Source organism: Kribbella sp. NPDC002412 (assembly GCF_053592935.1).
On the sequence record NZ_JBSFBL010000010.1, the window covers coordinates 85104 to 108556 of the forward strand.

General features: G+C 69.4%; 31 protein-coding genes. 21 read left to right on the top strand and 10 right to left on the bottom strand.

Annotated features, from left to right (window positions below):
- The first annotated feature begins 112 nt into the window (after positions 1-112).
- Positions 113-1777 (top strand): ribonuclease Y, encoded by a 1665-nt coding sequence (gene rny / locus ACWCOV_RS10885; protein WP_449829043.1) that lies wholly within the window; start codon positions 113-115, stop codon positions 1775-1777.
- On the opposite strand, the gene ACWCOV_RS10890 is transcribed toward rny, so the two are convergent.
- The gene (locus tag ACWCOV_RS10890; protein ID WP_449829044.1) at positions 1778-2146 is read right to left on the bottom strand and encodes a nuclear transport factor 2 family protein; all 369 of its coding nucleotides are present in this window, start codon (positions 2144-2146) and stop codon (positions 1778-1780) included.
- Between the two features lie 78 nt (positions 2147-2224).
- Here ACWCOV_RS10890 and ACWCOV_RS10895 point away from each other — a divergent pair, with 78 nt between their 5' ends.
- Positions 2225-2716 (top strand): N-acetyltransferase family protein, encoded by a 492-nt coding sequence (locus tag ACWCOV_RS10895; protein ID WP_449829045.1) that lies wholly within the window; start codon positions 2225-2227, stop codon positions 2714-2716.
- Here the strand turns inward: ACWCOV_RS10895 and ACWCOV_RS10900 are convergent.
- The 4 genes from ACWCOV_RS10900 to ACWCOV_RS10915 all read right to left on the bottom strand — a co-directional run bounded on the left by ACWCOV_RS10900 (position 2713) and on the right by ACWCOV_RS10915 (position 5639).
- On the bottom strand, positions 2713-3003 hold the full coding sequence (locus ACWCOV_RS10900) for a DUF6458 family protein (RefSeq protein WP_449829046.1): 291 nt from the start codon (positions 3001-3003) through the stop codon (positions 2713-2715). The genes ACWCOV_RS10895 and ACWCOV_RS10900 overlap by 4 nt on opposite strands.
- Positions 3004-3138: 135 nt before the next feature.
- Positions 3139-4302, bottom strand: coding sequence for an acyl-CoA dehydrogenase family protein (locus tag ACWCOV_RS10905; protein ID WP_449829047.1), 1164 nt, complete (start codon positions 4300-4302; stop codon positions 3139-3141).
- A gap of 45 nt (positions 4303-4347) precedes the next feature.
- The gene (locus tag ACWCOV_RS10910) at positions 4348-4926 is read right to left on the bottom strand and encodes a DUF1707 SHOCT-like domain-containing protein (protein ID WP_449829048.1); all 579 of its coding nucleotides are present in this window, start codon (positions 4924-4926) and stop codon (positions 4348-4350) included.
- Complete coding sequence (locus ACWCOV_RS10915) at positions 4923-5639, bottom strand: type 1 glutamine amidotransferase (RefSeq protein WP_449829049.1); 717 nt, start codon at positions 5637-5639, stop codon at positions 4923-4925. The genes ACWCOV_RS10910 and ACWCOV_RS10915 overlap by 4 nt, the downstream gene beginning before the upstream one ends.
- 98 nt (positions 5640-5737) lie before the next feature.
- On the opposite strand from ACWCOV_RS10915, the gene ACWCOV_RS10920 reads away from it, so the two are divergent.
- The 7 genes from ACWCOV_RS10920 (at position 5738) to ACWCOV_RS10950 (ending at position 11687) form a co-directional block, all read left to right on the top strand.
- A complete protein-coding gene (locus ACWCOV_RS10920; protein ID WP_449829050.1) occupies positions 5738-6592 on the top strand; it encodes an FHA domain-containing protein in 855 nt (284 codons plus the stop codon).
- A 35-nt stretch (positions 6593-6627) separates the two neighbouring features.
- Positions 6628-7851 (top strand): 1-deoxy-D-xylulose-5-phosphate reductoisomerase, encoded by a 1224-nt coding sequence (dxr, locus tag ACWCOV_RS10925; RefSeq protein WP_449829051.1) that lies wholly within the window; start codon positions 6628-6630, stop codon positions 7849-7851.
- Positions 7848-9158 (top strand): M50 family metallopeptidase, encoded by a 1311-nt coding sequence (locus tag ACWCOV_RS10930; protein WP_449829052.1) that lies wholly within the window; start codon positions 7848-7850, stop codon positions 9156-9158. The genes dxr and ACWCOV_RS10930 overlap by 4 nt, the downstream gene beginning before the upstream one ends.
- A gap of 27 nt (positions 9159-9185) precedes the next feature.
- The gene (gene ispG, locus ACWCOV_RS10935) at positions 9186-10337 is read left to right on the top strand and encodes a flavodoxin-dependent (E)-4-hydroxy-3-methylbut-2-enyl-diphosphate synthase (protein WP_449829053.1); all 1152 of its coding nucleotides are present in this window, start codon (positions 9186-9188) and stop codon (positions 10335-10337) included.
- Between the two features lie 126 nt (positions 10338-10463).
- A complete protein-coding gene (locus tag ACWCOV_RS10940) occupies positions 10464-10718 on the top strand; it encodes a DUF2191 domain-containing protein (protein ID WP_449829054.1) in 255 nt (84 codons plus the stop codon).
- Positions 10718-11137, top strand: a complete 420-nt coding sequence (locus ACWCOV_RS10945; protein ID WP_449829055.1) for a PIN domain-containing protein — start codon at positions 10718-10720, stop codon at positions 11135-11137. Before ACWCOV_RS10940 ends, ACWCOV_RS10945 begins: the two co-directional genes overlap by 1 nt.
- A 1-nt stretch (position 11138) precedes the next feature.
- Positions 11139-11687, top strand: a complete 549-nt coding sequence (locus tag ACWCOV_RS10950; RefSeq protein ID WP_449829056.1) for a nucleosidase — start codon at positions 11139-11141, stop codon at positions 11685-11687.
- Here ACWCOV_RS10950 and ACWCOV_RS10955 read toward each other — a convergent pair.
- The gene (locus tag ACWCOV_RS10955; protein ID WP_449829057.1) at positions 11675-11905 is read right to left on the bottom strand and encodes a hypothetical protein; all 231 of its coding nucleotides are present in this window, start codon (positions 11903-11905) and stop codon (positions 11675-11677) included. The two genes, ACWCOV_RS10950 and ACWCOV_RS10955, sit on opposite strands and share 13 nt — an antisense overlap.
- A gap of 65 nt (positions 11906-11970) precedes the next feature.
- Between ACWCOV_RS10955 and ACWCOV_RS10960 the strand changes: the two genes are divergently transcribed.
- Positions 11971-12330: a MerR family transcriptional regulator gene (locus tag ACWCOV_RS10960; protein WP_449829058.1), complete on the top strand. Its 360-nt coding sequence runs from the start codon at positions 11971-11973 to the stop codon at positions 12328-12330.
- A 5-nt stretch (positions 12331-12335) separates the two neighbouring features.
- On the top strand, positions 12336-12668 hold the full coding sequence (gene trxA / locus ACWCOV_RS10965) for a thioredoxin (RefSeq protein ID WP_449829059.1): 333 nt from the start codon (positions 12336-12338) through the stop codon (positions 12666-12668).
- Here trxA and ACWCOV_RS10970 read toward each other — a convergent pair.
- Both ACWCOV_RS10970 and ACWCOV_RS10975 read right to left on the bottom strand, forming a co-directional pair.
- Positions 12651-13055 carry an SRPBCC family protein gene (locus ACWCOV_RS10970; protein WP_449829060.1) on the bottom strand — a complete coding sequence of 135 codons (405 nt, stop codon included), beginning with the start codon at positions 13053-13055 and terminating at the stop codon, positions 12651-12653. The two genes, trxA and ACWCOV_RS10970, sit on opposite strands and share 18 nt — an antisense overlap.
- Complete coding sequence (locus ACWCOV_RS10975) at positions 13055-13432, bottom strand: nuclear transport factor 2 family protein (protein WP_449829061.1); 378 nt, start codon at positions 13430-13432, stop codon at positions 13055-13057. The genes ACWCOV_RS10970 and ACWCOV_RS10975 overlap by 1 nt, the downstream gene beginning before the upstream one ends.
- A 60-nt stretch (positions 13433-13492) precedes the next feature.
- Between ACWCOV_RS10975 and ACWCOV_RS10980 the strand changes: the two genes are divergently transcribed.
- The 10 genes from ACWCOV_RS10980 to ACWCOV_RS11025 all read left to right on the top strand — a co-directional run bounded on the left by ACWCOV_RS10980 (position 13493) and on the right by ACWCOV_RS11025 (position 21784).
- Positions 13493-14122: a CGNR zinc finger domain-containing protein gene (locus ACWCOV_RS10980; protein ID WP_449829062.1), complete on the top strand. Its 630-nt coding sequence runs from the start codon at positions 13493-13495 to the stop codon at positions 14120-14122.
- Positions 14123-14164: 42 nt separating this feature from the next.
- Positions 14165-14329 carry a ribbon-helix-helix domain-containing protein gene (locus tag ACWCOV_RS10985; RefSeq protein WP_449829063.1) on the top strand — a complete coding sequence of 55 codons (165 nt, stop codon included), beginning with the start codon at positions 14165-14167 and terminating at the stop codon, positions 14327-14329.
- Positions 14326-14964, top strand: a complete 639-nt coding sequence (locus ACWCOV_RS10990) for a VOC family protein (protein ID WP_449829064.1) — start codon at positions 14326-14328, stop codon at positions 14962-14964. The genes ACWCOV_RS10985 and ACWCOV_RS10990 overlap by 4 nt, the downstream gene beginning before the upstream one ends.
- Positions 14961-15443, top strand: a complete 483-nt coding sequence (locus ACWCOV_RS10995) for an N-acetyltransferase family protein (RefSeq protein WP_449829065.1) — start codon at positions 14961-14963, stop codon at positions 15441-15443. Before ACWCOV_RS10990 ends, ACWCOV_RS10995 begins: the two co-directional genes overlap by 4 nt.
- Positions 15444-15461: 18 nt before the next feature.
- Entirely contained in the window at positions 15462-16718 is a 1257-nt protein-coding gene (locus tag ACWCOV_RS11000) for an MFS transporter (protein ID WP_449829066.1), read from the top strand.
- A gap of 27 nt (positions 16719-16745) precedes the next feature.
- Positions 16746-17570, top strand: a complete 825-nt coding sequence (locus tag ACWCOV_RS11005; RefSeq protein WP_449829067.1) for a GNAT family N-acetyltransferase — start codon at positions 16746-16748, stop codon at positions 17568-17570.
- A 54-nt stretch (positions 17571-17624) separates the two neighbouring features.
- Positions 17625-17960: a hypothetical protein gene (locus ACWCOV_RS11010; RefSeq protein ID WP_449829068.1), complete on the top strand. Its 336-nt coding sequence runs from the start codon at positions 17625-17627 to the stop codon at positions 17958-17960.
- Positions 17961-17983: 23 nt separating this feature from the next.
- Positions 17984-18355, top strand: a complete 372-nt coding sequence (locus tag ACWCOV_RS11015; RefSeq protein ID WP_449829069.1) for a DoxX family protein — start codon at positions 17984-17986, stop codon at positions 18353-18355.
- A gap of 115 nt (positions 18356-18470) precedes the next feature.
- Positions 18471-20234, top strand: coding sequence for a proline--tRNA ligase (locus ACWCOV_RS11020; RefSeq protein WP_449829070.1), 1764 nt, complete (start codon positions 18471-18473; stop codon positions 20232-20234).
- A gap of 194 nt (positions 20235-20428) precedes the next feature.
- Entirely contained in the window at positions 20429-21784 is a 1356-nt protein-coding gene (locus ACWCOV_RS11025; RefSeq protein ID WP_449829071.1) for an FAD-binding oxidoreductase, read from the top strand.
- A gap of 13 nt (positions 21785-21797) precedes the next feature.
- On the opposite strand, the gene ACWCOV_RS11030 is transcribed toward ACWCOV_RS11025, so the two are convergent.
- Positions 21798-23063 (bottom strand): RNA polymerase sigma factor, encoded by a 1266-nt coding sequence (locus tag ACWCOV_RS11030; protein ID WP_449829072.1) that lies wholly within the window; start codon positions 23061-23063, stop codon positions 21798-21800.
- The gene (locus tag ACWCOV_RS11035; protein ID WP_449829073.1) at positions 23060-23452 is read right to left on the bottom strand and encodes a YciI family protein; all 393 of its coding nucleotides are present in this window, start codon (positions 23450-23452) and stop codon (positions 23060-23062) included. The genes ACWCOV_RS11030 and ACWCOV_RS11035 overlap by 4 nt, the downstream gene beginning before the upstream one ends.
- Position 23453: the final 1 nt, after the last annotated feature.

Consider the following 23453-nt stretch of genomic DNA (forward strand, 5'->3'; position numbering starts at 1 on the left):
CGTACGCCGGTGGTGCGGTCAGCCGTACCGTCAGTCGCCGTACACGTGGCGAATCCCTTCGACCGAGGCCACAGTCCCGCCTGGTGCGTGACTCGAACGAGGGGAGACGCCGATGACGGCCACGTCGATCGGGCTGTCTCTGATCGGACTGCTGATCGCCGGCCTGCTGGCCTGGATCGGCCTCACCCTGTCCCGCCGCAAAGCCGCCGAAGGGTCGGCCGCAGCCGAGCTGGAGGCCGCGAACATCACCGGCGCCGCGAAGTCCGCGGCCGAGCTGGTGCGCCGCCAGGCCGAGGAGGCGGCCGCCGTCCTGCGGGTCCGGGCCGAGGCCGCCGAGCAGCGCGCCGAGGAGATCCGCCGCGCCGCGGAGGACCGGGCGACCGAGGTACGGCGGGAGGCCGAGCAGCGGGCGTCCGAGGTACGGCGGGAAGCCGAGTCGGAGGCGCAGTCGATCCGGGACGACCTGCGGGAGCAGCGGCTGGAGATGGAACGCCGTGAGCACCGGCTGACCGAGCGTGAGGAGCGCCTCGACGAGCAGCACCGCTCGATCGAGGAGCGCCAGACCGAGCTGACCGCCCAGCTGGCCGAGCTGGACCGCCGCAAGGCCGAGATCCGGGACCTGGAGGACGAGCGCCGCCGGATCCTGGAGGGGGTCGCGAACCTGACCACCGAGCAGGCGAGGACCGAGCTGGTCGCGTCGATCGAGGCCGAGGCGAAGCGGCACGCGCACACGATCGTCCGCGACATCGAGCGGCAGGCGCTGGACGAGGGCGAGACCAAGGCCCGCAAGATCATCACCGGCGCGGTGCAGCGGCTCGCCTCGGAGCAGACCAGCGAGTCGGTCGTGTCCGTGGTGCACCTGCCGAGTGACGACATGAAGGGCCGGATCATCGGCCGTGAGGGCCGCAACATCCGGTCGTTCGAGCAGACCACGGGTGTCAACCTGATCATCGACGACACCCCCGAGGCCGTGCTGCTGTCCTGCTTCGACCCGGTACGGCGGGAGACCGCGCGGCTGACCCTGGACTCGCTGGTCCTCGACGGCCGGATCCACCCGAGCCGGATCGAGGAGATCTACGAACGCAGCAAGGGCGAGGTCGCCGAGCTGTGCGAGCGGGCCGCCGAGGACGCGATGGCGGAGGTCGGGATCACCGACCTGCATCCGGAGCTGGCCCGGACCATGGGTCTGCTGCGCTACCGGACGTCGTACGGGCAGAACGTGCTCAAGCACCTGATCGAGTCCGCGCACATCGCCGGCATGATGGCGGCCGAGCTCGGGCTGGACCCGAAGCTGTGCAAGCGCGGCGCGTTCCTGCACGACATCGGCAAAGCGCTGACGCACGAGTCCGAGGGCAGTCACGCGATCGTGGGCGCCGAGCTGGCCCGCAAGTACGGCGAGAACGACGACGTCGTGCACTGCATCGAGGCGCACCACAACGAGGTCGAGGTGCGGACCGTCGAGGCGGTGCTCACCCAGGCGGCGGACGCGGTCAGCGGTGGCCGGCCGGGTGCGCGGCGGGAGTCGCTGGAGGCGTACGTGCAGCGGCTCGAGCGGCTGGAAGAGATCGCGATGCACCACGACGGGGTCGAGAAGGTGTTCGCGATGCAGGCCGGCCGGGAGATCCGGGTGATGGTGCTGCCGGACGCCGTCGACGACATCGGCGCGCAGGTGATGGCGCGCGACATCGCGAAGCAGGTCGAGGAGGAGCTGACCTACCCCGGCCAGATCCGCGTCACCGTCGTCCGCGAGTCCCGCGCCACCGAGGTCGCCAAGTAGTCACGCGTACTTCGCCCGCCAGGCGGGCGGTTCGAACGGGGCGCCGTAGATCCGGGTCTCGCGCGCGATCCGCCCGTCGCGGAACTCGACGACGTTCGCGACGTAGTAGATGTCGCCGCTGTAGTCCGAGCGCCCGAGGACGACGAAGTGGTCGCCTGCGCCGGTGATGCGCAGAATCTGGATCGAGGGCGGGCTCGGATACTCCTGCTGCATCGCCCGCATCTTGTCCCGGCCGACGATCCGTTCGCCGGACTGCGGCATCTCCAGCACGTAGTCCTCGGCGCGCATCTCGTGCTCGGCCTCGGCGGACAGCGTCAGCTGACCTTCCGCCGCCCACAGCCGCTCCAGCAACTCGCGATTCCTGTCCATGGCTCCACCGTCCCCGGCACCCTTCAAGCAGTCTTAAATGCGGGTGCGACCGGTGACAAGCCGCCGTACGGTCGGACAATGGACATCAGGCCCGCTACGCAAGCCGACGTGGACGGTCTCATCGCTCCCGCCGAGCCGGCTGCCCAGCACCACCTGCGCGAACGCTGGGCGACGCAGCAGCGTGGTGACGGCCTGTTCCTGCTCGCGCACCGCGACGGCGCGGTCGTCGGCCACACGATGCTGTTCCGGGAATCGAAGTACGACGAAGTCCGGGCCGCGCACGACGTCGCCGAGATCAACGCCCTGCACGCCTACGTCCAAGGCCAGGGCATCGGTACGGCGATCATCCGCGCGGCCGAGGCGATCGCGGCCGGCGAGTGGTCCCGTCCGGCGATCGGCCTGGCCGTCGGCGCCGGCAACCCGGGCGCCCGCAGGCTGTACGAACGCCTCGGCTACCAGCTGTGGAAGGGTGACCAGGTGATCGACCGCTGGACCGAAAAAGATGCTGACGGCAACGTCGTGCACGCGCACGCGGATCCCTGTGACTACCTGCTGAAGCCGCTCGGCTAGTTCTTCCGCTCCTCGCGCAGGTGGCTCGGGGTCACGTCGATCGGCCGGGTGGCGACCTGCTCCGGCGGGTCGGTGTTGTACTGCTTCTCGACCTCCGGGTCGATCACGGTGAAGTCGTCGCGCTGGTGCGGGTTGGCCAGCCGGTACGAGACCCAGATGCCGGCCACGCCGGCGAGCATGATGATGATGCCGAGTGCGGTCAGGTTCAGGGTCTCGGAGGTGTCCCGGACAGCGAAGGCGATGATGGCGCCGAGGGCGATCAGCGCGATTCCGGCTCCGATCCTCATGTGTTTGCTCCTTCCTGGCGTGCGTACGCCGGGGGCGGAGACGACAGGTGACGACACAGCGGGGTGTCAGGATGACATTCTGTAATCCCCGCTCACTTTCAGTACCCAAGGTCACCGATCGTCATGCATCGTCAGTCAGCGGAAGGCTGCCTGGCCCGTCAGCGCCTGGCCGATGACGAGCTGGTGGACCTCGGAGGTGCCCTCGTAGGTGAGGACGGACTCGAGGTTGTTGGCGTGCCGCATGATCGGGTACTCGCCGCTGATGCCGTTCGCCGCCAGGATCGTGCGGCACTCGCGGGCGATCGCGATCGCCTCGCGGACGTTGTTGAGCTTGCCGACGCTGACCTGCTCGGGGCGCAGCGTGCCCTTCTCCTTCAGCCGGCCGAGGTGGACGGCGAGCAGGAGGCCCTTGTTCAGCTCGAGGGCCATGTCGGCGAGCTTCGCCTGCGTCAGCTGGTAGCCCGACAGCGGTTTGTCGAAGACGGTCCGCTCACCGGCGTACGCGAGCGCCGTCTCGAGGCAGTCACGGGCCGCGCCCATCGCGCCGAAGATGATGCCGAAGCGGGCCTCGTTCAGGCAGCCCAGCGGACCGGACAGACCACGGGCCTCAGGCAACTGTGCGGACGCCGGCAGCCGGACGTCCTCCAGCACCAACTCGGACGTGACCGACGCGCGCAGCGACAGCTTCCCGGTGATCTCCGGCGCCGAGAAGCCAGGAGTCGACGTCGGTACGACGAAGCCGCGCACGCCGTCGTCCGTCCGGGCCCAGACAATCGCGACGTCGGCGACCGAGCCGTTGGTGATCCACATCTTCGAGCCGTTCAGCACCCAGTCGTCGCCGTCGCGGCGGGCGTTCGTGCGCATCCCGGCCGGGTTCGAGCCGAAGTCGGGCTCGGTCAGGCCGAAGCAGCCGATCGCCTCGCCGGCGGACATCCGCGGCAGCCACTCGTTCTTCTGCTCCTCGCTGCCGTACTTCCAGATCGCGTACATGGCCAGCGACCCCTGCACCGACACCAGCGAACGCATCCCCGAGTCGGCCGCCTCGATCTCCAGGCAGGCGAGTCCGTAGGCGACCGGGCCGACGCCGGCACACCCGTACCCGGTCAGGTGCATCCCGAGGAACCCGAGCGCGCCCAACTCCTTCGCCAGCTCCCGCGCCGGAATACTCGCCGACTCGAACCACTCCGGCAACGACGGCCGCAACCGCTCATCCGCGAACCGCCGAGCCGTGGCCCGAACGTCAACCTCCTCGGAGGTCAGCAACGAGTCCACATCCACCAGGTCCAGCGAAGCCGTCATAAGCCTCACGCTAGCCGGTACGGCGCGATCAGGAAGCGGCGCAGCTCACTTCCGGTACCAAGGCCACCACCAGTGGCGCTTGCGGGGGTGGCGGACGACGATCGTGCCGTGCTTGGCCTGGCCGGTGACGCGGAGGCGGACACCGCCGGCTCGGGGTGTGGTGGCCTTGTTGCGGGCGGTGCCGTGGACCATGTCGACGGCGTCCATGTCGATGCTCCAGCCCTCCGGCACGATCATCACCACCGAGCTGTGCACGGCCTGGGCGTCGACGTGGATCTCGGGCCACCGGATCACCGCGTCGGTGAAGTCGAGCCGGACCGCCGAGTGCTCGGCGACCGCGTTCACCGTTTGCGGGACCGTCCACGGACCTTCCCGCCGCTGGGCGCTGTGCTTGGCCCGGATGGTCAGCTCGACCGCGTTGCTGCCATGCGCGACCGGCACCAGGTCGGCGGTCGCGTTGCGCAGCTCGAGCTGAGTCTTGGCCGAGTAGATCTGGGTCAGCCTCTCGTCCAGCTCCTCGAAGTCCAGCCGCCCGTCGCTGTGGGCTTCCTGGACCACGGCGGCGGCGCGCTCGCGGTCGTTGTCAGAGGCCCGATGCCCGGGCGGCGGCTGCTCCAGACTCATGAGCCAAAGGTAGCGCCGCTACCGGTCCGCTCCAGGAACCGGCCGAACACTGCTGACCAGGTCGCCTCCAGTTCAGCCTCGTGAAGCTCCGCCTCCGCGACCACATTGGCCGGATCGAACCCCAGGGAACGCAGTCGCTCCGGGGCCCAGCGCCGTACCCGATCGGCTGTCACCTCGGGATGGAACTGCACACCCCAGCTCTGGCCGATGCGCAGCATCTGATGCGGACAGCGCTCACTCGACATCAAGAGGACGGCATCAGCAGGCAGCCGGGTGATCTGGTCCTGGTGACTCTCGACTGCCCGCACAACCGCGGGCAGACCGGCGAGCAGCGGGTCGTCCGCAGCCGCGGGCAGCAGGCGCAGTTCGGTGACACCCTTCTCGGGCAGACCGTGCTTGCCGAGCACCTCACCGCCGAACGTGTGCGCCAGCAACTGCGCGCCCAAGCAGATGCCCAGCACCGGCACGCGGTCGTGCGCCGCCCGCAACAGCTCACGCTCGGCCTTCAGCCACGGCGACGCGTCGTCGGCGTCCGGCAGCATCCCGCCACCCAGCAGGATCAGCGCGGCGTGTCCGCTGATGTCGGATGGGATCGGCTCACCCGCCCACGCGCGTACGACGACCGCAGTAAATCCCCTCGCCTCGAGCCAGCCGAGTAGGCGGCCCGGTCCGCTGTCGGGATCGTTCTCGATGATCAGCACAGCTGCAGACACAGTCGCCAACCGTAGACCACGGCGGCACACCGCGATCCGCCGTACCGGCGAGGCCGTTCCGCGATACTGAGCTGCAGGGCTCAGCTGGGGGTGTGCTGATGGATCCGATCAGTGGGTTCGTGACGGCCGCAGTGGGGGACGTGGCCTTCAACTTCGGCAAAGGCATGGTGAGCGCGTTCCTCGAGGCGCGCCGCAAGTCACGGCAGGTGGGCAACGACAGGACGGTGCAGCCGCAGCTGGACATGCTGGTGCGTTCGCACGGACAGTACGAGCCACTCTTCGTGCCGACCGGCACTGTCCCGGCAGTGGATCGGCTGGTGGGCCTGCCGCAGGCCAGTCCGGCGCCGCTACTCACCGTGGAGTTCATGCCGGGCGACACCGGTGCTGAGGCTCGGCTTACGGCCAACGATCCGGTGCTTCTCACCATCAGTGATGTCAGCCATCCGGAATTCGACGGGCTGGTACTGACCACCACGCTGGGCGACGCAGCGCCCGCCCAGCTGCCGCCCGGGTACTACAACGTGTCAGCCGTCGTGATCGACGACTCCGAGGACGTGCTGCTCGGGTACGGCGCTCAGGACAACCTCAGACTGGTCAGCGGCGACGACCTGATCCTGTCGCTGGCCATCCGCACCGACGGCGTGGCCGATGTGGCCGCGGCACTGGCGTCCGGACCGCAGCCGGTGCTGATGGGGCCGGCCGGTGACGTCGTACCGATCCTGGACCTGGTGCTGATCGGCCGGGCGCCGGATTGCGACCTGATCCTGGAGCACCCGGAGGTGAGCCGGCACCACGCGGACCTGCTCCGGATCGACGAGGTGAGCTACGAGCTGCGCGACCTCGGCTCGACCAACGGCACCTACGTCAACGGCGTCCGCGTCCACAGCCGGCTCGTCGGCGACGGCGACCAGATCTGCCTCGGAAGCTTCCCCCTCAACCTCTACCTGGCCTGACACCGGTCAGTCCGCGGACCTGGGACAATGGCGCCGTGAATCCGCGAACCGTCGTCATCCTCGGCTCGACCGGCTCCGTCGGCACCCAGGCACTGGAGCTGATCGGCCGGAACCGCGACCGGTTCCGGGTGCTCGCGCTCTCGGCCGGCGGGGACAACGTCGGCCTGCTGGCCGCGCAGGCGCTCGAGTTCGGCGTCGAGGTGGTGGGTGTGGCGAAGGCCACGGTGGCTCAGGACCTGCAGCTCGCGTTCTACGCCGAGGCGAAGCGCCAGGGCTACGCGCAGGGCGAGTTCCGGATCCCGAAGATCGTCACCGGCCCGGACGCCTCCAGCGAGCTCGCCGCGATGTCGTGTGACGTGGTTCTCAACGGCATCAACGGCTCGCTCGGCCTGCAGCCGACGCTGGCCGCGCTCGACGCCGGCAACACCCTCGCCCTGGCGAACAAGGAGTCCCTCGTCATCGGGGGCCCGCTGGTCACCCGCCGGGTGAAGCCGGGCCAGATCGTCCCGGTGGACTCCGAGCACAGCGCGATCGCGCAGTGCCTGCGCGGCGGCTCGGCCGACGAGGTGCACAAGCTGCTGCTGACCGCCAGCGGCGGCCCGTTCCTGGGCCGGGCGCGCAGCGAGCTCGCGGACGTGACGGTCGAGCAGGCCCTGGCGCACCCGAACTTCGCGATGGGCCCGGTCGTCACGATCAACTCCGCCAACCTGGTCAACAAGGGTCTGGAGCTGATCGAGGCGCACCTGCTGTTCGGGATCCCGATGGACCGGATCGACGTCGTCGTACACCCGCAGCAGGCGATCCACTCGATGGTCGAGTTCACCGACGGGTCCACGATCGCGCAGGTCGGTGTACCCACGATGACGGTGCCGATCGCGCTCGGCCTCGGCTGGCCCGACCGGATACCGGACGCGTCACCGCCGTGGAACTGGGCCGAGGCGAGCACCTGGCAGTTCCTGCCGCTCGACGACGAGGCGTTCCCGGCGGTCCAGCTGGCCCGCGAGGCCGGGACCCGCGGCGGGACCGCGCCGGCCGTGTTCAACGCCGCCAACGAGGTCTGCGTGCAGGCGTTCCGGGACGGGCGGCTGCCGTTCCTCGCGATCGTCGACACAGTGGCACGGGTGGTGACCGAACACGACGTACCCTCGTATGAGGAACTGTCCATCGACGACGTACTCGCCGCGGACGCCTGGGCGCGCGCCCGGGCCCGTGAGCTGACCGCCTCGACCGACCGCAGCCAGGAGATCACGAAGGCATGACCGCGCTTCTCACCGTAATCGGCATCGTGCTCTTCGTGGCCGGCATCCTGGTCTCGGTCGGGCTGCACGAGCTCGGCCACATGCTGCCCGCGAAGGCGTTCGGGATGAAGGTGACCCAGTTCTTCGTCGGCTTCGGCCGGACGCTGTGGTCCACCAAGCGCGGTGAGACCGAGTACGGCATCAAGGCGATCCCGGCCGGCGGGTTCGTCCGGATCATCGGGATGATGCCACCGGCCAAGGGCGAGGACCCGAGCAAGGTCCGCAAGGCCAACACCGGCCCGATCCAGTCCATGGTCGAGAACGCCCGGACCGCGGAGTACGAGACCATCTCGCCCGAGGACAACGGCCGGCTCTTCTACCAGAAGGTGTGGTGGAAGAAGCTGATCGTGATGGCGTCCGGGCCGCTGGTCAACGTGGTGATCGCGTTCGTGCTGTTCGGCGGCCTGTTCATGCTGTACGGCGCCAACGTCGCGCAGACCACCGTCGCCACCGTCACCGACTGCGTGATCCCGGCCTCGCAGGCGACCGCCGACCGCAAGTGCGAGCCGGGCGACCAGGTCTCGCCGGCCAAGACCGCGGGCTTCCAGGTCGGCGACAAGATCGTCTCCTTCAACGGCACCCAGATCACCAGCTGGGACCAGCTCACCCCGCTGATCCGGGCGAACACCGACCAGGCCGCCACGATCGTTGTCGAGCGCAACGGTGCGCAGCAGACGCTGCAGACCACCACGATCATCAACCAGGTCCGCGACGAGGCCGGGTCGGACAAGATCGTCTCGGTCGGCTTCCTCGGCGTCTCGCCGGAGATGAAGGTCGAGCGCCAGGACTTCGGGTTCGTGGTCAACAAGATGGGCGAGCTGACCGTCGCCACCGTGAAGGCGATCGGCAACTTCCCCGAGAAGCTGGTCGGCGTGGCCAAGTCGATCGTCGGCGGCGACCGCGACGAGGACAGCCCGATGAGCGTGGTCGGCGCCAGCCGGGTGGCCGGCGAGATCGCCTCCAACCAGTCGCTCACCGGCGGCGAGCGGATCGCGTTCCTGATCTCGCTGCTCGCCTCGCTGAACCTGTTCCTTGCCCTGTTCAACTTCATCCCGCTGCTCCCGCTGGACGGCGGCCACATGGCCGGCGCCATCTGGGAAGGCATCCGGCGCGGCTTCGCGCGGCTGTTCGGCCGGCCCGACCCCGGGTACGTCGACGTGGCCAAGCTGCTCCCGATCGCGTACGTCGCGGCCAGTGTGATCGTGGTGATGGGCGTCCTGCTCGTCATCGCCGACATCGTCAACCCGATCCGGCTGTTCAACGGATAACGCACCACCTCAACGGATAAAGGATTCATGAGCATCAACCTGGGCATGCCCGCGCTGCCGCCGCCGACCCTCGCCCCGCGCCGCAAGACCCGCCAGATCAAGGTGGGCAAGGTGCTGGTCGGCGGTGACGCCCCGATCTCCGTGCAGTCGATGACGACGACGCTGACCTCGGACGTCAACACGACCCTGCAGCAGATCGCCGAGCTGACCGCGGCCGGCTGCGACATCGTCCGGGTCGCGTGCCCGTCGCAGGACGACGCGGACGCGCTGCCGGAGATCGCCAGGCACTCGCAGATCCCGGTGATCGCCGACATCCACTTCCAGCCCAAGTACGTGTTCGCCGCGATCGAGGCGGGCTGCGCGGCGGTCCGGGTGAACCCGGGCAACATCCGCAAGTTCGACGACCAGGTCAAGGAGATCGCGGCCGCGGCCAAGGACCACGGCACCTCGATCCGGATCGGCGTCAACGCCGGCTCGCTGGACCCGCGGCTGCTGCAGAAGTACGGCAAGGCCACCCCGGAGGCGCTGGTCGAGTCGGCCGTCTGGGAGGCGTCGCTGTTCGAGGAGCACGACTTCCACGACTTCAAGATCTCGGTCAAGCACAACGACCCGGTCGTGATGGTCCGCGCGTACGAGTTGCTCGCCGAGGCCGGCGACTGGCCGCTGCACCTCGGCGTGACCGAGGCCGGCCCGGCGTTCCAGGGCACGATCAAGTCGTCGGTCGCGTTCGGCGCGCTGCTGGCCAAGGGCATCGGCGACACCATCCGGGTCTCGCTGTCCGCGCCGCCGGTCGAGGAGGTCAAGGTCGGCCTGCAGATCCTGCAGTCGCTGAACCTGCGCGAGCGCAAGCTCGAGATCGTCTCCTGCCCGTCCTGCGGCCGCGCCCAGGTGGACGTCTACACCCTCGCCGAGCAGGTCACCGCCGGCCTGGAGGGCATGGAGGTCCCGCTCCGGGTCGCCGTGATGGGCTGCGTCGTCAACGGCCCGGGCGAGGCCCGCGAGGCCGACCTCGGCGTCGCCTCCGGCAACGGCAAGGGCCAGATCTTCGTCAAGGGCGAGGTCATCAAGACCGTCCCGGAGTCCGCCATCGTCGAAACCCTCATCGAAGAGGCCATGCGCATCGCCGAAGAAATGGGCGAATCCCTCGACCCCGGCGAACCGACCGTCACGGTCAGCTGACCTTCGCCGTACCAGAAGGTGCCACACCCAGCCTGGGTGTGGCACCTTTTGGCTTGAGAACATGGTGCCTGTCCTGCTCGGATCAATACACCAAGAAGTCGGTGATCTTGGTGTAACATCGGGTGCATGACGCGCATCTCGGTGGACGTGAACGATGAGTGGCTGGACGCTGCTCGTGAGGTGCTGGGCACGGACAGCAAGGTAGCCACCATCAATGCGGCTCTGCGCGAGTTCGCCGTCCGCAAGCAGGCCCACGATCTCATCGCGGCGCTCGACGAGGTGGAGATGGACTTCGGTCGCTCGGCCGACGCCTGGAGCTACGGAGGCGGTCGCGACCTGAGCCGGCTCGAAGAAGACGCCCGGGAAGCTCGAACGGCGTGATGGCCGGGGCCGCCTACCTGGCGGACACGACCGTGTTCGTACTCCGCGGCCGGCACGAATCGGTGAAGCAGCGCTTTGACACCCTGCTGCTCGAGGGGCGCCTGGCGTTCTGCCAGATGGTGTTGCTCGAATGCCTCAACAACGCCCCGGATCCGAAGGCGTACGAACGACTGTGGACGACGCTGCACGGACAACGTTGGGCAGCTGTCACCGCCGAAGCGATGGATCGAGCGCTGGAGGTGCACCGGGTGCTCGCGAAGAAGAGTCAGCACCGGGGCTTCAAACTTCCGGACCTGGTCATCGCGGCGACCGCTGAGTTGGCCGGGCTGACGGTTTTGCACTACGACGAGGACTACGACCGGATCGCGAAGATCACCGGCCAGCCGGTGGAGTGGGTTGTGCCGAAGGGATCGCTCTGAGGTGGCTGAGTACTTGGTTGTCGGGGCTGTTGCCGGGGAGCTTCGGTACGTGCCGGAGGGGGTTCCGGTGGTGGTTACTGGGGTTGGGAAGACTGCGGCGGCGGTGGCTGTGTCCAAGGCGTTGGGGGAGCGGGACACCAGTGAGCTGGTGGTGCTGAACGTGGGGACCACCGGGGCGTTGCGGGATGGGATGGCGGGGTTGTACCTGCCGTCGCGGGTGATCAATCACGACATCAACGCGGATGCGGTGCGGGCGTTGGGGATCGATCCGCAGGAGACGCTCGAGGTCGAGGGTGGGGACGGGACCGTGCTGGCGTCGGGCGATGTGTTCATCACCGATCCGGTCATCCGGGCCCGGCTCGCGGAGCGGGCGCAGTTGGTGGACATGGAGGCGTACGGCGTCGTCTACGCCTGCCGCGAGTACGGCGTACCGGTCCGTGTCGTGAAGCACGTGTCCGACGCGGCCGACGAATCCGCCCTCGACTGGCCCGCCCTGGTCGACGCCAGCGCCAAGGTCCTGGGGGAGTGGGTCACCGCCTACGTCACCTGAGCCGCCAACCATTCGAGTACGGCGGTCTCCCGCACCAACCACCGCATCACGCCGACCCCACCAGCCTGCACAGCCCGGTTGGCCGCCAGCGCCTCGTCCACCGTCACCCACCGCGGCACCAGTTCCACTCGGCCTCGTACGCCTCCAACGTCTGCTCGCGCCTCGACCACGCGGCCGCCGAGCGTCAGATCCGGCGAGCTGAACCTGCCGAGCAGCATGCGGTCTATGCTGGCTTGACCTTGACCCTGGGGGCAAGGTTTAGCGTCGGGGTGAAGGAGGCGGGATGCGGATCAGCGATCTGGCGGCCGAGGCCGGAGTGACGGTCAAGGCGGTGCGGTACTACGAGGCACAGGGACTGCTGAAACCCCGGCGGGAGGCCAACGGCTACCGCGCGTACGACGCCGACGACGTGGTCGTCGTACGCGAGGTGAAGGCGTTGCTGTCGCTCGGGCTGACAGCGGAGCAGACGTACCCGTTCATCGAGTGCCTGCGGGCCGGCAACGACCGGGCCGACGTGTGCCCGGCGTCGCTGGCGGCGTACCGGACCCGGATCGCCGACGTGGACCGGCGGATCACCGAGCTCACCGAGCTGCGGTCCCGGCTGACCGACCTCCTGGCCGATGCCGAGAGCTGGAGGACGTGAACAGGATGAGTGACCTGCGGACGGTCGACGAGTCGACCTTCGACGAGGTGGTACTGCGGGCGGACCAGCCGGTGCTGGTGGACTTCTGGGCGCAGTGGTGCCCGCCGTGCCACCAGATCGTGCCGGTGCTCGCGCAGATCGATGCCGAGCGCAATGACTTGACGGTGGTGAAGCTGAACTCCGACGAGAATCCGGTGATCTCGGCGCGCTACCGGGTGATGGCCCTGCCCACGCTGATGCTGTTCCACCGCGGCGAGGTGATCTGGTCGGTGGTCGGCGCCCGCCCGAAACACAAGCTGGTGAAGGAGCTAGACGACGCCCTACACGCCGCCGTCTAGCTGGTCGACCACAGCAGCCATGACCTGCTGCCAGTGCGCGCGCTGGCGGGTGCGCTCATCCGCATCCGCCAGCCGCTCCTGGTGAAACCGCAGCACTGTCTTGCTCCCCGCCGGGGATACCGCCACCTGCACTGTGCTGTCGTGAGCCCAGTCCGCCGGACGCCAGGTCAGGCGCACCCGGTCGCCCTCGCGCAGGCTCCGAACCTCACCGACGACTCCGGCCGTCGTCTCGTACGACGCCCCGGCCTCGAGCATCACGTCGTCGCCGAGCCAGAGCGCCGTGCCCGCCGGGCTGATGACGAAGTCCCAGACGTCGGCCAGTGGCAGGTCGAGTGTCTTCGAGACGCCGATGTTCCAGCCGGCGTCCTTCGTTTTCCCGGCCGGCATCAGAGCGCCGTCTGCTGGTGGAAGGCGACGCGCCACTCGCCGCTCGCGTCGGTCCAGATGGTGCTGGCGTAGGACGGCAGAAGGACTTCGTTGCCGTCGATCAGGGCGACCACGTCGACCCGGTAGGTGACGATCGCGGAGTGGTCGTCGATGACGATGACCCGCTCGTCGGTGCGGTCGGTCTTGATGAACGGGTTCTGGTTCTCCCGGATCACCGGGACCGCCTCGGCCTTGCCCATCACGCCGTACTTGCTGACGGCGATCGCGTCGTCGCGCAGGTAGTGCGCGTAGAAGTCGCTGTCGCCCTGACGATTGGCCCGCCACAGCTCGTCCTCGAGCGCGAGCAGGGTCTCCGTCACGGTCTGGGTCGCGGACATCTGGATCTCCTTCGCTCCTGTAACTGGTTAAACCGGTGTGACACCGACTATAGTGGTTACATGACGCCAGGAGCAAGACGCCTGACCTCGCCGGACGGGGTGACACACACCTTCGACTCGGGCAGCTTCGCGCTGGAGTTGCTGCTCACCGGCGGCCCGCCGCCGTGGGACCGCTACGAGGTCCTGAACACTCCGGACGACCTTGCGGCCTGGCTGCCCGACTCCCACCTGGCGCTGGAGCTGCCCTTCACGCAGGACCAGGTGCGAATCACGCCGGCGGAGCTCGACCGGATCAAGGAGTTCCGCGCCGCGCTCTGGCGGGTCGTGCCGGCGATGGCGGCGACGAAGCCGATGCCGGGAGTCCGGTACGGCGACGTCGCCTTGACCACTGCGGATCGCGAGCTGATCAATCACGCCGTCGGGCCGACGCCGCGATCGGAGCTGGACGAGACGGGCGCGAAGCGCTGGCAGGCGCCGATCACCGGAGCCGAGGTCCTCGGCGCCGCGGCCCGCGAGTTCGTCGACATCATCGGCACCGGCAAGGCGGACCGGATGCGGATGTGCGAGGGCGCCGACTGCTACCTGCTGTTCTACGACACCTCCCGCCCGGGGAACCGCCGCTGGTGCTCGATGCAGCGCTGCGGCAACCGCCACAAGGTCGGCAACTACCGCACCCGGCACTTCGAGTAGACCTCTTGCTTGGTAGCTCCCTAGATTGCTAGCATCCTAGGTATGAGTAACGACGGCGGGAAGAAGGCGCAGTTCAACGTGTACCTGCCGCCGGAGTTGATTCGCCGGGTGAAGCACAAGGCGATCGACGAGGCGGTCAGCCTGTCCGCGCTGGTGGAGCTCGCGCTGACGGAGTACCTGGACAAGCATGGGGAGGCACGAGGATGAACGATGTGGTGATCCGGCCGCTGCGGTTCACGGCCGACGTGGACGCGATGCAGGCGTTCCTGGAGACACTCGGCCTGCAGGCGCGGATCGAGTCCGAGCGCGGTGGCTGGGCGGTTCTGCTGGCCGGGCGCGGAGCCGTCTCGCTGCACGACGCGGCCACCAGCGACACCGGCGGGCGGCCGGGCCAGACCAGTCTGACGTTCGTGGCCGAAGACATCGACGAGCTGAAGTCGACGCTCGAGAACGCCGGGTACGAGGATGCGACGATCTTCGACGAGGCGTTCGGGCGCGTGCTGTCGGTGGCCGGCCCGGACGGGACGAAGCTGTGGATCGACGAACGCAGCAAGGATCTGTACGGGTACCGCGAGCTCGACGCGCAGCCGGACGAACGTCTGGCGGTGACGCCGCACCTGACCGTCTCGGATCGGCCGGCCTGGGAGCGGCTGCTGGAGGTGCTGGGCGTCGACCAGAAGGTGTACTTCGCTGCCGGCGACGAGCCGGCCGTCCGGCTCGGGCTGACTACGTCCGAGGATCTCGACGACGTGCTGCGACGGATAGGAGCGCAGGCCACCCGGACCGATGATGGTTTGGAGATCGTGGATCCGGACGGGGAGACGGTGGTGGTGCACGGGTGATCGAGGTTCGGAAGGCCGAACCCGGCGATGTCGAGGGCATCCGGCAGATCGGGCTGCAGACCTGGCCGGTCGCGTACCGCGATCTGGTCTCGGAGGAGTTCATCGCCGACGGGCTGGCCCAGTACTGGTCGCCGGAGGCGGTGGAGCGCGGGATGCGGCTCGGGATCACCTTGGTCGCAGCCGACGGCGAGCAGTTGGTCGGGGTCGTCGGGCTCGGCCGGGAGGACGACTTCTGGGTGATGTGGAAGCTGTACGTGCTGCCCGATCACCAGGGCAAGGGCGTCGGCAAGGCGCTGCTCGACGCGGCGATCGAAGCCCTGCCTGCCGGCACGACGGAGCTGCTGCTGGACGTCCTGGTCGGCAACGAGCAGGCGATCCGCTTCTACCGGGCCAACGGCTTCGGCGATCCGGCCCGCACTCCCGACCGCGACCTCGGCGTCGAAACGATGTGGATGAGCCTTGACCTCCAGACGGGTTGACGTTGCAAGGTTCTCCGCATGACCGTCACTGACCCGCCGCGGCTGCGGGACGATCCGGACTTCCGGCGGTACTGGGTCGCCCGCGTGCTGTCGTTCACGGGGTCGATGGTGACCGCGGTCGCGCTGCCGGTGCTCGTCTACCGGCTGAGCGGTTCGACGTTCCTCACCGCGCTCACGACCGCGCTCGAGGCGGCGCCGTACCTGCTGACCGGGCTGTTCGCCGGCGCGCTCTCGGACCGGTGGAACCGGCAGCGGGTGATGGTGTCGGCCGACCTGGTCAACGCGGTGCTGATCGGGTCGATCCCGGTCGCGCACCTGCTCGGTGTGCTGACCGTCGCGCAGGTGCTCGTGGTCGGGTTCGCGGTGCAGGCGGTCTTCACGTTCTTCGACGGCGCGAACTTCGGCGCGCTGCCGGTGCTGGTCGGACGGGCCCGGGTCGCGCAGGCGAACTCGGCGGTCTGGACGGCGTCCAGCCTGGTCGAGCTGTTCGTCCCGGCGCTCGCCGGCCTGGCGCTCGCGGTGCTGAACCCGGCCAGCCTGCTCACTCTCGACGCGTTGAGTTTCGTGGCGTCGGCGATCGCCGTACGCGGCATCGTGCGGGCGATGTCGGAGCGGCGGGACGGGCAGCTGCCATTGCGGCCGCGGGTGATCTTCGCGGACATCGCGGAGGGCGTGCGGTTCCTGGTCCGGCATCCCGGGGTGCGGACGATGACGATCGTCGGCAGCCTCCAGTCGTTCGCCGGCGGCGGGTTCGTCGCGCTGATGGTGGTCTGGTGCGACCGGATCCTGCACATCGGTACGTCGGGTGTGCGGTTCGGACTCGTGTGGGGTGCCTGGGGGATCGGTGGGCTGATCGCGGCGCTCGGCCTGCCGCGGCTGCTGAAGCGGATGCCACCGGCCGCGATCACGCTCTACGCGCTGCCGATGTCGGCGGTGCTGGGGATCGTGACGGCGCTGATGCCGGCCTGGGGCCTGGCCGCACTCGCATTGCTCGTGTGGGGTTCGGCGTACGTGCTGGTGATCGTCAACTCCATCTCCTACCGGCAGCAGGTCACGCCGGAGCAGTTGCTCGGCCGAGTCAACACGGCCGGCCGGATGCTGTCCTGGGGAGTGGGCTGGACGCTGGGCTCGATCGTCGGTGGTCTACTCGGGAACCAGTACGGCGTCCGCACCGCGATGGTCGTGATGGGTGCGTTCGGGTTCGTCGCGGTGCTGGTCGCGTGGACGTCGCCGCTGCGCCGGATCGCGGCTGCTCACGACCCGTTGCACGCTTGACGGGGGATCATCGGCTAGGTTCTGCGCGTGGGCGTTCGGGTTCTCGGTCCTCGCGACCTCGCGGCAGCGCGTGCCGTTATCGGTCGCGACCCGGTCGTCAACGTGTTCGTCGACAGCCTGGTGCAGGCGTCCGGACTCGACCCACGGCGCGGCGCCGAGGTCTGGGGGTACGTCGAGAAGGGCGTGCTCGAAGCGTTGTGCCATGCGGGCGGCAACATGGTGCCGGTGGGCGCGGACGACGCTGCGCTGCGGGCGTTCGCGTCGTACGCGTTGCGGCGTGGCCGGAACTGCTTCCAGATCCTCGGCCAGGCCCGCGCGGTCGAGCAGTTGTGGGGCACCCTCGAACCGCACTGGGGTCCCGCCCGCGAGGTGCGCGACAACCAGCCGTTCATGGTGATCGAGGGTCCGCCGGCCATCGACCCGGATCCACTGGTCCGGGAGGTCGAACCGGTCGAGCTGCCGATCCTCTACCCGGCCTGTGTCGCGATGTACACCGAGGAGGTCGGCGTACCGCCGCAGACCGGGCCGGACGGGACGTTCTACCGATCGCGGGTCGCCGAACTGATCCGCGCCGGGCGGGCGTTCGCGCGGATCGAGGACGACCGGGTGGTGTTCAAGGCCGAGGTCGGGTCGGTGGGGACCGGGGTCTGCCAGATCCAAGGGGTCTGGGTGGACCCGGAGTTCCGTGGCCGCGGGCTGGCCGCGCCGGGGATGGCGGCGGTGGTCGAGCTGGCCCGGCAGATCGCACCGGTGGTGACGCTGTACGTCAACGCGTTCAACACGCCCGCGCGGGCGGCGTACGAGCGGGTCGGGTTCCGGACCATCGAGACGTTCGCGACCATCCTGTTCTGATACTGGGCGCCCACCGTGATGCTGCGGTGACCGCTGGTGCGCTTTCTTGTTCAGATGCGACGACATCGGCCACGTGGCTACACGAACACGGACGCGCCGGACAAGGCCGCGTTGGTTGCTTTGGGCAAGAAGATGGGGGCGCTGACCGGGTATCCGGTGTCGACGGGGGACGGCGGAGTGGGGTATCTGGCGCCGGGGGCGACCGACGACTGGTTGTCCGGGACGCGCGGGGTGCCGGCGTACACGTTCGAGATCGGGCCGGCGTCCGGGGCCTGCGCGGGGTTCCTGCCGGCGTACTCGTGCGTGTCGTCGACGTTCTGGCCGATTCTGAAACCAGCGTTGGTTTACGCGGCCCGGGCCGCGGCTTCGCCGTACGGGAAGCTGCCGTGATTACTGTCCGGTAGGCTCCGCGCATGGTGACTCGGAGCAAGACCACCACGGGGCTGGCGGTGCTGTTCGGCGTACTCGGAACCCTCCATTTCGTGAAGCCCGAGCCGTTCGAGCAGATCGTGCCCCGGGCGCTGCCGCGCAAGAAGGAGCTGGTCTACGCGTCCGGCGTGGCCGAGCTGGCCTGTGCGGCCGGTCTGCTGCATCCGCGGACCCGGCGGGCGGCCGGTCTGCTCAGCGCGGGGCTGCTGGCGGCGATCTTCCCGGCCAACGTGCAGATGGCGATGGATCTGCAGCGGAAGGGGTCGCCGACCGCGCGCGCGGTCGGCTGGGCGCGGCTGCCGCTGCAGGTTCCGCTGATCAAATGGGCCCTGAAGGCGTCGCGCGAGACCGAATGAGGCGGCTGGGCACCCGCAGGCTGTGGATAACGTGGTGAGAGCATGGTCGCCGGACGGATATCCTCTGTGACGTCCGATGTTCCATCCATCTTTTGTCAGGCTTTTGGAGACTCCCGTGATTCTGCGCATGTCGTCGCTGTTCCTTCGCACCCTTCGCGAGGACCCGGCGGACGCGGAGGTCCCGAGCCACAAGCTGCTCGTCCGCGCCGGCTACATCCGGCGGACCGCGCCCGGCATCTACACCTGGCTGCCGCTGGGCCTGCGGGTGCTGCGCAACGTCGAGCGGATCGTGCGCGAGGAGATGGACGCGATCGGCGCGCAGGAGCTGGTGTTCCCGGCGCTGCTGCCCCGGGAGCCCTACGAGGCCACCGGCCGCTGGACCGAGTACGGTCCGAACATCTTCCGGCTGAAGGACCGCAAGGGCGCCGACATGCTGCTCGGGCCGACGCACGAGGAGATGTTCACGCTGGTCGTGAAGGAGCTCTACTCGTCGTACAAGGACCTGCCGCTGTCGATCTACCAGATCCAGAACAAGTACCGCGACGAGGCGCGGCCGCGGGCCGGCGTGCTGCGCGGGCGCGAGTTCGTGATGAAGGACTCGTACTCGTTCGACATCGACGACGACGGGCTGGCCGCGTCGTACGAGCTGCACCGGCAGGCGTACATCAACATCTTCGACCGGCTCGGCTTCGACTACGTGATCGTCAAGGCGATGTCCGGCGCGATGGGCGGGTCCCGGTCGGAGGAGTTCCTGGCGATCGCGGAGAACGGTGAGGACACCTTCGTCCGCTCGCCGGGTGGGTACGCCGCCAACGTCGAGGCCGTCGTGGTCCCGCAGGCGGCGCCGGTGGACGCGTCCGGTGTGCCCGCCGCCGAGGTCGTCGACACCCCGGACACGCCGACCATCGAGACGCTGGTCGACACGCTGAACGCGAAGCACGCCCGGACCGACGGTCGCGAGTGGACCGCGGCGGACACGCTGAAGAACGTACTGGTCATGGTTGTGCACCCCGACGGCACCCGCGAGCCGCTGGCCATCGGCGTGCCCGGTGACCGGGCGATCGACGAGAAGCGGCTGGGCGCGCAGCTCGAGCCTGCCGAGGTGGTGGCCTTCGACGAGGCCGACTTCGAGAAGATCCCCTCGCTGGCGAAGGGCTACATCGGCCCGGGAGTGCTCGGCAAGGAGAACACCTCCGGGATCCGGTACCTGCTCGACCCCCGGATCGCCGAGGGGTCGGCGTGGGTGACGGGTGCGGACAAGTCCGGCTTCCACGTGCTCAACCTCGTGCACGGCCGCGACTTCACCGCCGACGGCACCATCCAGGCCGCCGAGGTGCGCGACGGTGACGAGGCGCCGGACGGGTCCGGTCCGCTGGCGACGGCGCGCGGGATCGAGATGGGGCACATCTTCCAGCTCGGCCGGAAGTACGCCGACGCCCTCGACCTGAAGGTGCTGGACCAGAACGGCAAGCTCGTCACAGTCACGATGGGGTCGTACGGCGTCGGTGTCACCCGAGCGGTGGCCGCGATCGCCGAGGGCAACCACGACGAGCTGGGCCTGGTGTGGCCGCGCGAGATCGCGCCGGCCGACGTCCACCTGGTTGCCACCGGCAAGGACGCCGAGGTCTTCGAGAGGGCCGCCGAGCTCGCCGCCGACCTGGAGTCCCGCGGCCTCACGGTCATCTACGACGACCGCGAGAAGGTCTCCCCAGGCGTGAAGTTCAAGGACGCCGAGCTCATCGGCGTCCCCACCATCGCCGTCGTCGGCAAGGGCCTCGCCGAAGGCACCATCGAGGTCAAGGACCGCCGCACCAACACCCGCGCCGACATCCCCGTGGCCGAGGTAGTAGACCACCTCGTCACCACGGTCCGCGGCTGACCCCACCGGCAGCCGCACCGCGGCTTGCCGGCCAACGCCCCACCCACCCGCCCCCACTCCACCCCGGAGTCGGGGCCGGTGCCTTGTTCCCCTGCCTTTTGAAGATTTCTTGGTGGGGGATGTCGAGGGACGGGGATTGGCTTCGATCAGTGGGGGAGGAGGCGCCATGGGGGCGCTGGGATCGAGGGGTTGAGATGGCTGAGGGTGTTGGGGCGCGTGGGGTCGAGAGGCTTCGGGCGGATGTGGTTGGTGAGGTTGTTGTCGAGGGAGACGCGGGGTATCGGGAGGCTGGGCGGACGCTGGTTGCTCAGGGGCGGCCGGCGGTGGTCGTTCGGTGCGCGGAGGCTGGTGATGTCGCGGCGGCGCTTGGGTACGCCGAGGCGTTCGGGCTGGACGTGGCGGTGCGGAGTGGTGGGCACCATATGGCCGGGTTCGGGACCAACGACGGTGGTGTGGTGATCGACGTACGGCGGATGGACCAGGTCGCCGTGGCCGGCGATGGCATCGTGACGGTTGGGACCGGGGCCACGTGGGGGCAGGTAGCTGAGCGGCTAGCCGAGGCTGGGCTGGCGATCTCGTCCGGCGACACGGCCGGTGTCGGGGTTGGCGGGTTGATGGCCGGTGGTGGGATCGGGTGGATGGTGCGCAAGCACGGTCTCGCGATCGACCACGTCGTGGCGGCCGAGGTGGTCACCGCGGATGGGAAGGTACGGCGGGTCGACGCGGCCACCGAGCCCGAGTTGTTCTGGGGGCTGCGTGGTGCCGCCGGGAGCTTCGGCGTCGTGACGTCGTACGACATCGCCGCCGTACACCAGCCGACAGTGCACTTCGGCACCCTCCTGTTCCCGTGGACGCAGGCGGAACAGGTGCTGGAAGGCTGGGCCGAGTACGTCGTGACCGCGCCGGACGAACTGTCGTCGTCGCTGCAGCTGCCGCCGACGATGATGGCCGACCGGCAGGCGCCGGTCGCGGTGATGGTGTGCATCGCCGGGGACGAGGTCACCCGGGACAAGGTCCTCGAACCGCTGCGGGCCTTGGGCACGGTGCTCACCGACACGGTGGCCGAAATCCCGTACGCACAGGTGTTCTCGAACGAGTCGATGCCGGCCGACTGGACGCCGCGGGTGCGCAACGGCCTCTTCGACCAGTGGTCGCCGGAACTCGGCGAGCAGGTCCTCGAGGCCCGGCTGCGGCTGCCCGCGATGGCGGCGGAGATTCGGGCGCTCGGGGGTGCGTTCGGCGCGATGCCTTCGGACGCGACCGCGTTCGCGCACCGCGATGCGCAGTTCATGGTGAACTCGGTGCTGATCGGATCGACCGGCCTGCACGGATCGCAGGTGGCCGGCTTCGAGTGGCTCTGGGAGGCATTCGGCCCGGAGCGCGCGTACGCGAACTTCCTGTCGCACCCGACCACGGCCGACCTCGACCGGTGCTACCCGCCGGTGCACCGTTCGCGGCTGGCGGCGCTGAAGCAGGCTGTCGACCCGGGCGACGTCTTCCACAGCGCCCTCACGGTCCCGCCTGCCGAGCGCGTCCCACCGGCGGCGTAAATGAGTCAGTGAGTCACTCGCCGAGGCGGGCGATCCGCTCGCGGAGGTAGTTCTGCTCGGCGGTGTTGCGGGTGCGGTCCAGGGCGGCGAGGTAGTTCTCGCGGGCCAGGTCGGGCCGGTCGGCGAGCTCGTGCAGGTGGGCGAGCACCGACAACCGCCGGTGGTGGTCACCGAGGTACTTGTCGCCGGCCAGGCCGTCGACGATCGCGATCCCGGCCTGCGGGCCCTCGGTCATCGCCACCGCCACCGCCGAGCCGAGCGTCACCATCGGCCCGGGATCGACCTGCGCGAGGATCCGGTACAGGCCGGCGATCTGCTCCCAGTCGGTGCTCTCGACCGCGTCGGCCTCGCTGTGTACGGCGGCGATCGCAGCCTCGAGCTGGTACGCGCCGACGGGTCCCGAGCGGAGCGCGTCCTCGGCGAGCCGCGTGCCCTCGGCGATCTCGTCGGCGTACCAGCGGGTGCGGTCCTGCCGATCGGCCGGGATCAGGTCGCCGCCCGGACCGGTACGCGCGTCGCGGCGCGCGTGGGTGAGGATCATCAGCGCGAGCAGCCCGGTCACCTCACTCGACCCGGGCACGGCCTGATGCAGGAGCCGAGTGATGCGCAACGCCTCAGTCGCCAGGTCCACACGCTGCAGGTCCGCGCCCGCGCTGGCCGTATGGCCTTCGTTGAAGATCAGGTAGAGGACGTGCAGGACCGCTCGCAGGCGTACGCCGTACTCCGCGCCGGTCGGCAGCTCGAACCGCGCTCCGGCGTCCTGGATCAGCCGTTTCGCCCGGCTGATCCGCTGCGCCACGGTCGGCTCGCCGACGAGCAGAGCCGCGGCCACCTCCGCGGTGGTCAGGCCGCCGACCGACCGCAGCGTGAGCGCGACCTGCGACGCCGGACTCAGGGCGGGGTGGCAGCAGAGGAAGAGCAGACGAACGGTGTCGTCGGCATCCTCGCGATACGAGTCATCCACTTGCGCGGGCGCCCGGAGGAAGTCGTTGAGCTCGCGCTGCCGCCGGGCGTTGTCGCGCCGCCAGCCGTCCACCAGCCGCCGGGTGGCGACGCTGACCAGCCAGCCGATCGGCTGCTCGGGTACGCCGTTCGCCCGCCACTGCACGAACGCCTCGAGCAGCGCTTCCTGGACGGCGTCCTCGCACTGGTCGAAGGCGTCGTACCGCCGGACCAGCGCCGCCAGCGCGCGCGGCGCGGCCGCCCGGATCACCGCCTCCAGACCGCCCGCCCCCAGACCGTCCGCCCCCAGGCCGCCCGCCTCCGGGCCGTCCGTCACCTGGTCGCGGCGCCCGGTGCGAAGTCGGCGTCGCCGAGCTCCATGACCGGCCGGATCTCGATCCGCCGCAACTCGGTCGCCGGAACCTCGGCGGCGAGCTCCAGCGCCCGCTCGATCGTCGGGCACTCCACCAGGAGCGCGCCCGCCAGGTACTCCTTCGTCTCCAGGAACGGCCGGTCGGAGATCACCGGCGTCCCGGCGACCAGCTGGACGCTCTTGCTCGTCGACGGGTCGTCCAGGGCGAGGACGGACAACAGCTCCCCGCTCGCCCGCAGTTCGCGTGCCCGGGCAGCGACGCGCTCCCGGTCGCCCGCCAGCTCGAGCTGCTGCTGCTCGGTCAGTCCGGCCAGGGCTTCGGCATTGTTATGGATCAGCAGTAGGAACTTCACC

Coding starts and splice junctions, on each gene's coding strand:
- rny (WP_449829043.1), top strand. CDS start 113: ATGACGGCCACGTCGATCGGGCTGTCTCTGATCGGACTGCTGATCGCC.
- ACWCOV_RS10890 (WP_449829044.1), bottom strand. CDS start 2,146: ATGGACAGGAATCGCGAGTTGCTGGAGCGGCTGTGGGCGGCGGAAGGT.
- ACWCOV_RS10895 (WP_449829045.1), top strand. CDS start 2,225: ATGGACATCAGGCCCGCTACGCAAGCCGACGTGGACGGTCTCATCGCT.
- ACWCOV_RS10900 (WP_449829046.1), bottom strand. CDS start 3,003: ATGAGGATCGGAGCCGGAATCGCGCTGATCGCCCTCGGCGCCATCATC.
- ACWCOV_RS10905 (WP_449829047.1), bottom strand. CDS start 4,302: ATGACGGCTTCGCTGGACCTGGTGGATGTGGACTCGTTGCTGACCTCC.
- ACWCOV_RS10910 (WP_449829048.1), bottom strand. CDS start 4,926: ATGAGTCTGGAGCAGCCGCCGCCCGGGCATCGGGCCTCTGACAACGAC.
- ACWCOV_RS10920 (WP_449829050.1), top strand. CDS start 5,738: ATGGATCCGATCAGTGGGTTCGTGACGGCCGCAGTGGGGGACGTGGCC.
- ACWCOV_RS10930 (WP_449829052.1), top strand. CDS start 7,848: ATGACCGCGCTTCTCACCGTAATCGGCATCGTGCTCTTCGTGGCCGGC.
- ispG (WP_449829053.1), top strand. CDS start 9,186: ATGAGCATCAACCTGGGCATGCCCGCGCTGCCGCCGCCGACCCTCGCC.
- ACWCOV_RS10940 (WP_449829054.1), top strand. CDS start 10,464: ATGACGCGCATCTCGGTGGACGTGAACGATGAGTGGCTGGACGCTGCT.
- ACWCOV_RS10945 (WP_449829055.1), top strand. CDS start 10,718: ATGGCCGGGGCCGCCTACCTGGCGGACACGACCGTGTTCGTACTCCGC.
- ACWCOV_RS10955 (WP_449829057.1), bottom strand. CDS start 11,905: ATGCTGCTCGGCAGGTTCAGCTCGCCGGATCTGACGCTCGGCGGCCGC.
- ACWCOV_RS10960 (WP_449829058.1), top strand. CDS start 11,971: ATGCGGATCAGCGATCTGGCGGCCGAGGCCGGAGTGACGGTCAAGGCG.
- trxA (WP_449829059.1), top strand. CDS start 12,336: ATGAGTGACCTGCGGACGGTCGACGAGTCGACCTTCGACGAGGTGGTA.
- ACWCOV_RS10970 (WP_449829060.1), bottom strand. CDS start 13,055: ATGCCGGCCGGGAAAACGAAGGACGCCGGCTGGAACATCGGCGTCTCG.
- ACWCOV_RS10975 (WP_449829061.1), bottom strand. CDS start 13,432: ATGTCCGCGACCCAGACCGTGACGGAGACCCTGCTCGCGCTCGAGGAC.
- ACWCOV_RS10980 (WP_449829062.1), top strand. CDS start 13,493: ATGACGCCAGGAGCAAGACGCCTGACCTCGCCGGACGGGGTGACACAC.
- ACWCOV_RS10985 (WP_449829063.1), top strand. CDS start 14,165: ATGAGTAACGACGGCGGGAAGAAGGCGCAGTTCAACGTGTACCTGCCG.
- ACWCOV_RS10990 (WP_449829064.1), top strand. CDS start 14,326: ATGAACGATGTGGTGATCCGGCCGCTGCGGTTCACGGCCGACGTGGAC.
- ACWCOV_RS11000 (WP_449829066.1), top strand. CDS start 15,462: ATGACCGTCACTGACCCGCCGCGGCTGCGGGACGATCCGGACTTCCGG.
- ACWCOV_RS11010 (WP_449829068.1), top strand. CDS start 17,625: ATGCGACGACATCGGCCACGTGGCTACACGAACACGGACGCGCCGGAC.
- ACWCOV_RS11015 (WP_449829069.1), top strand. CDS start 17,984: ATGGTGACTCGGAGCAAGACCACCACGGGGCTGGCGGTGCTGTTCGGC.
- ACWCOV_RS11025 (WP_449829071.1), top strand. CDS start 20,429: ATGGCTGAGGGTGTTGGGGCGCGTGGGGTCGAGAGGCTTCGGGCGGAT.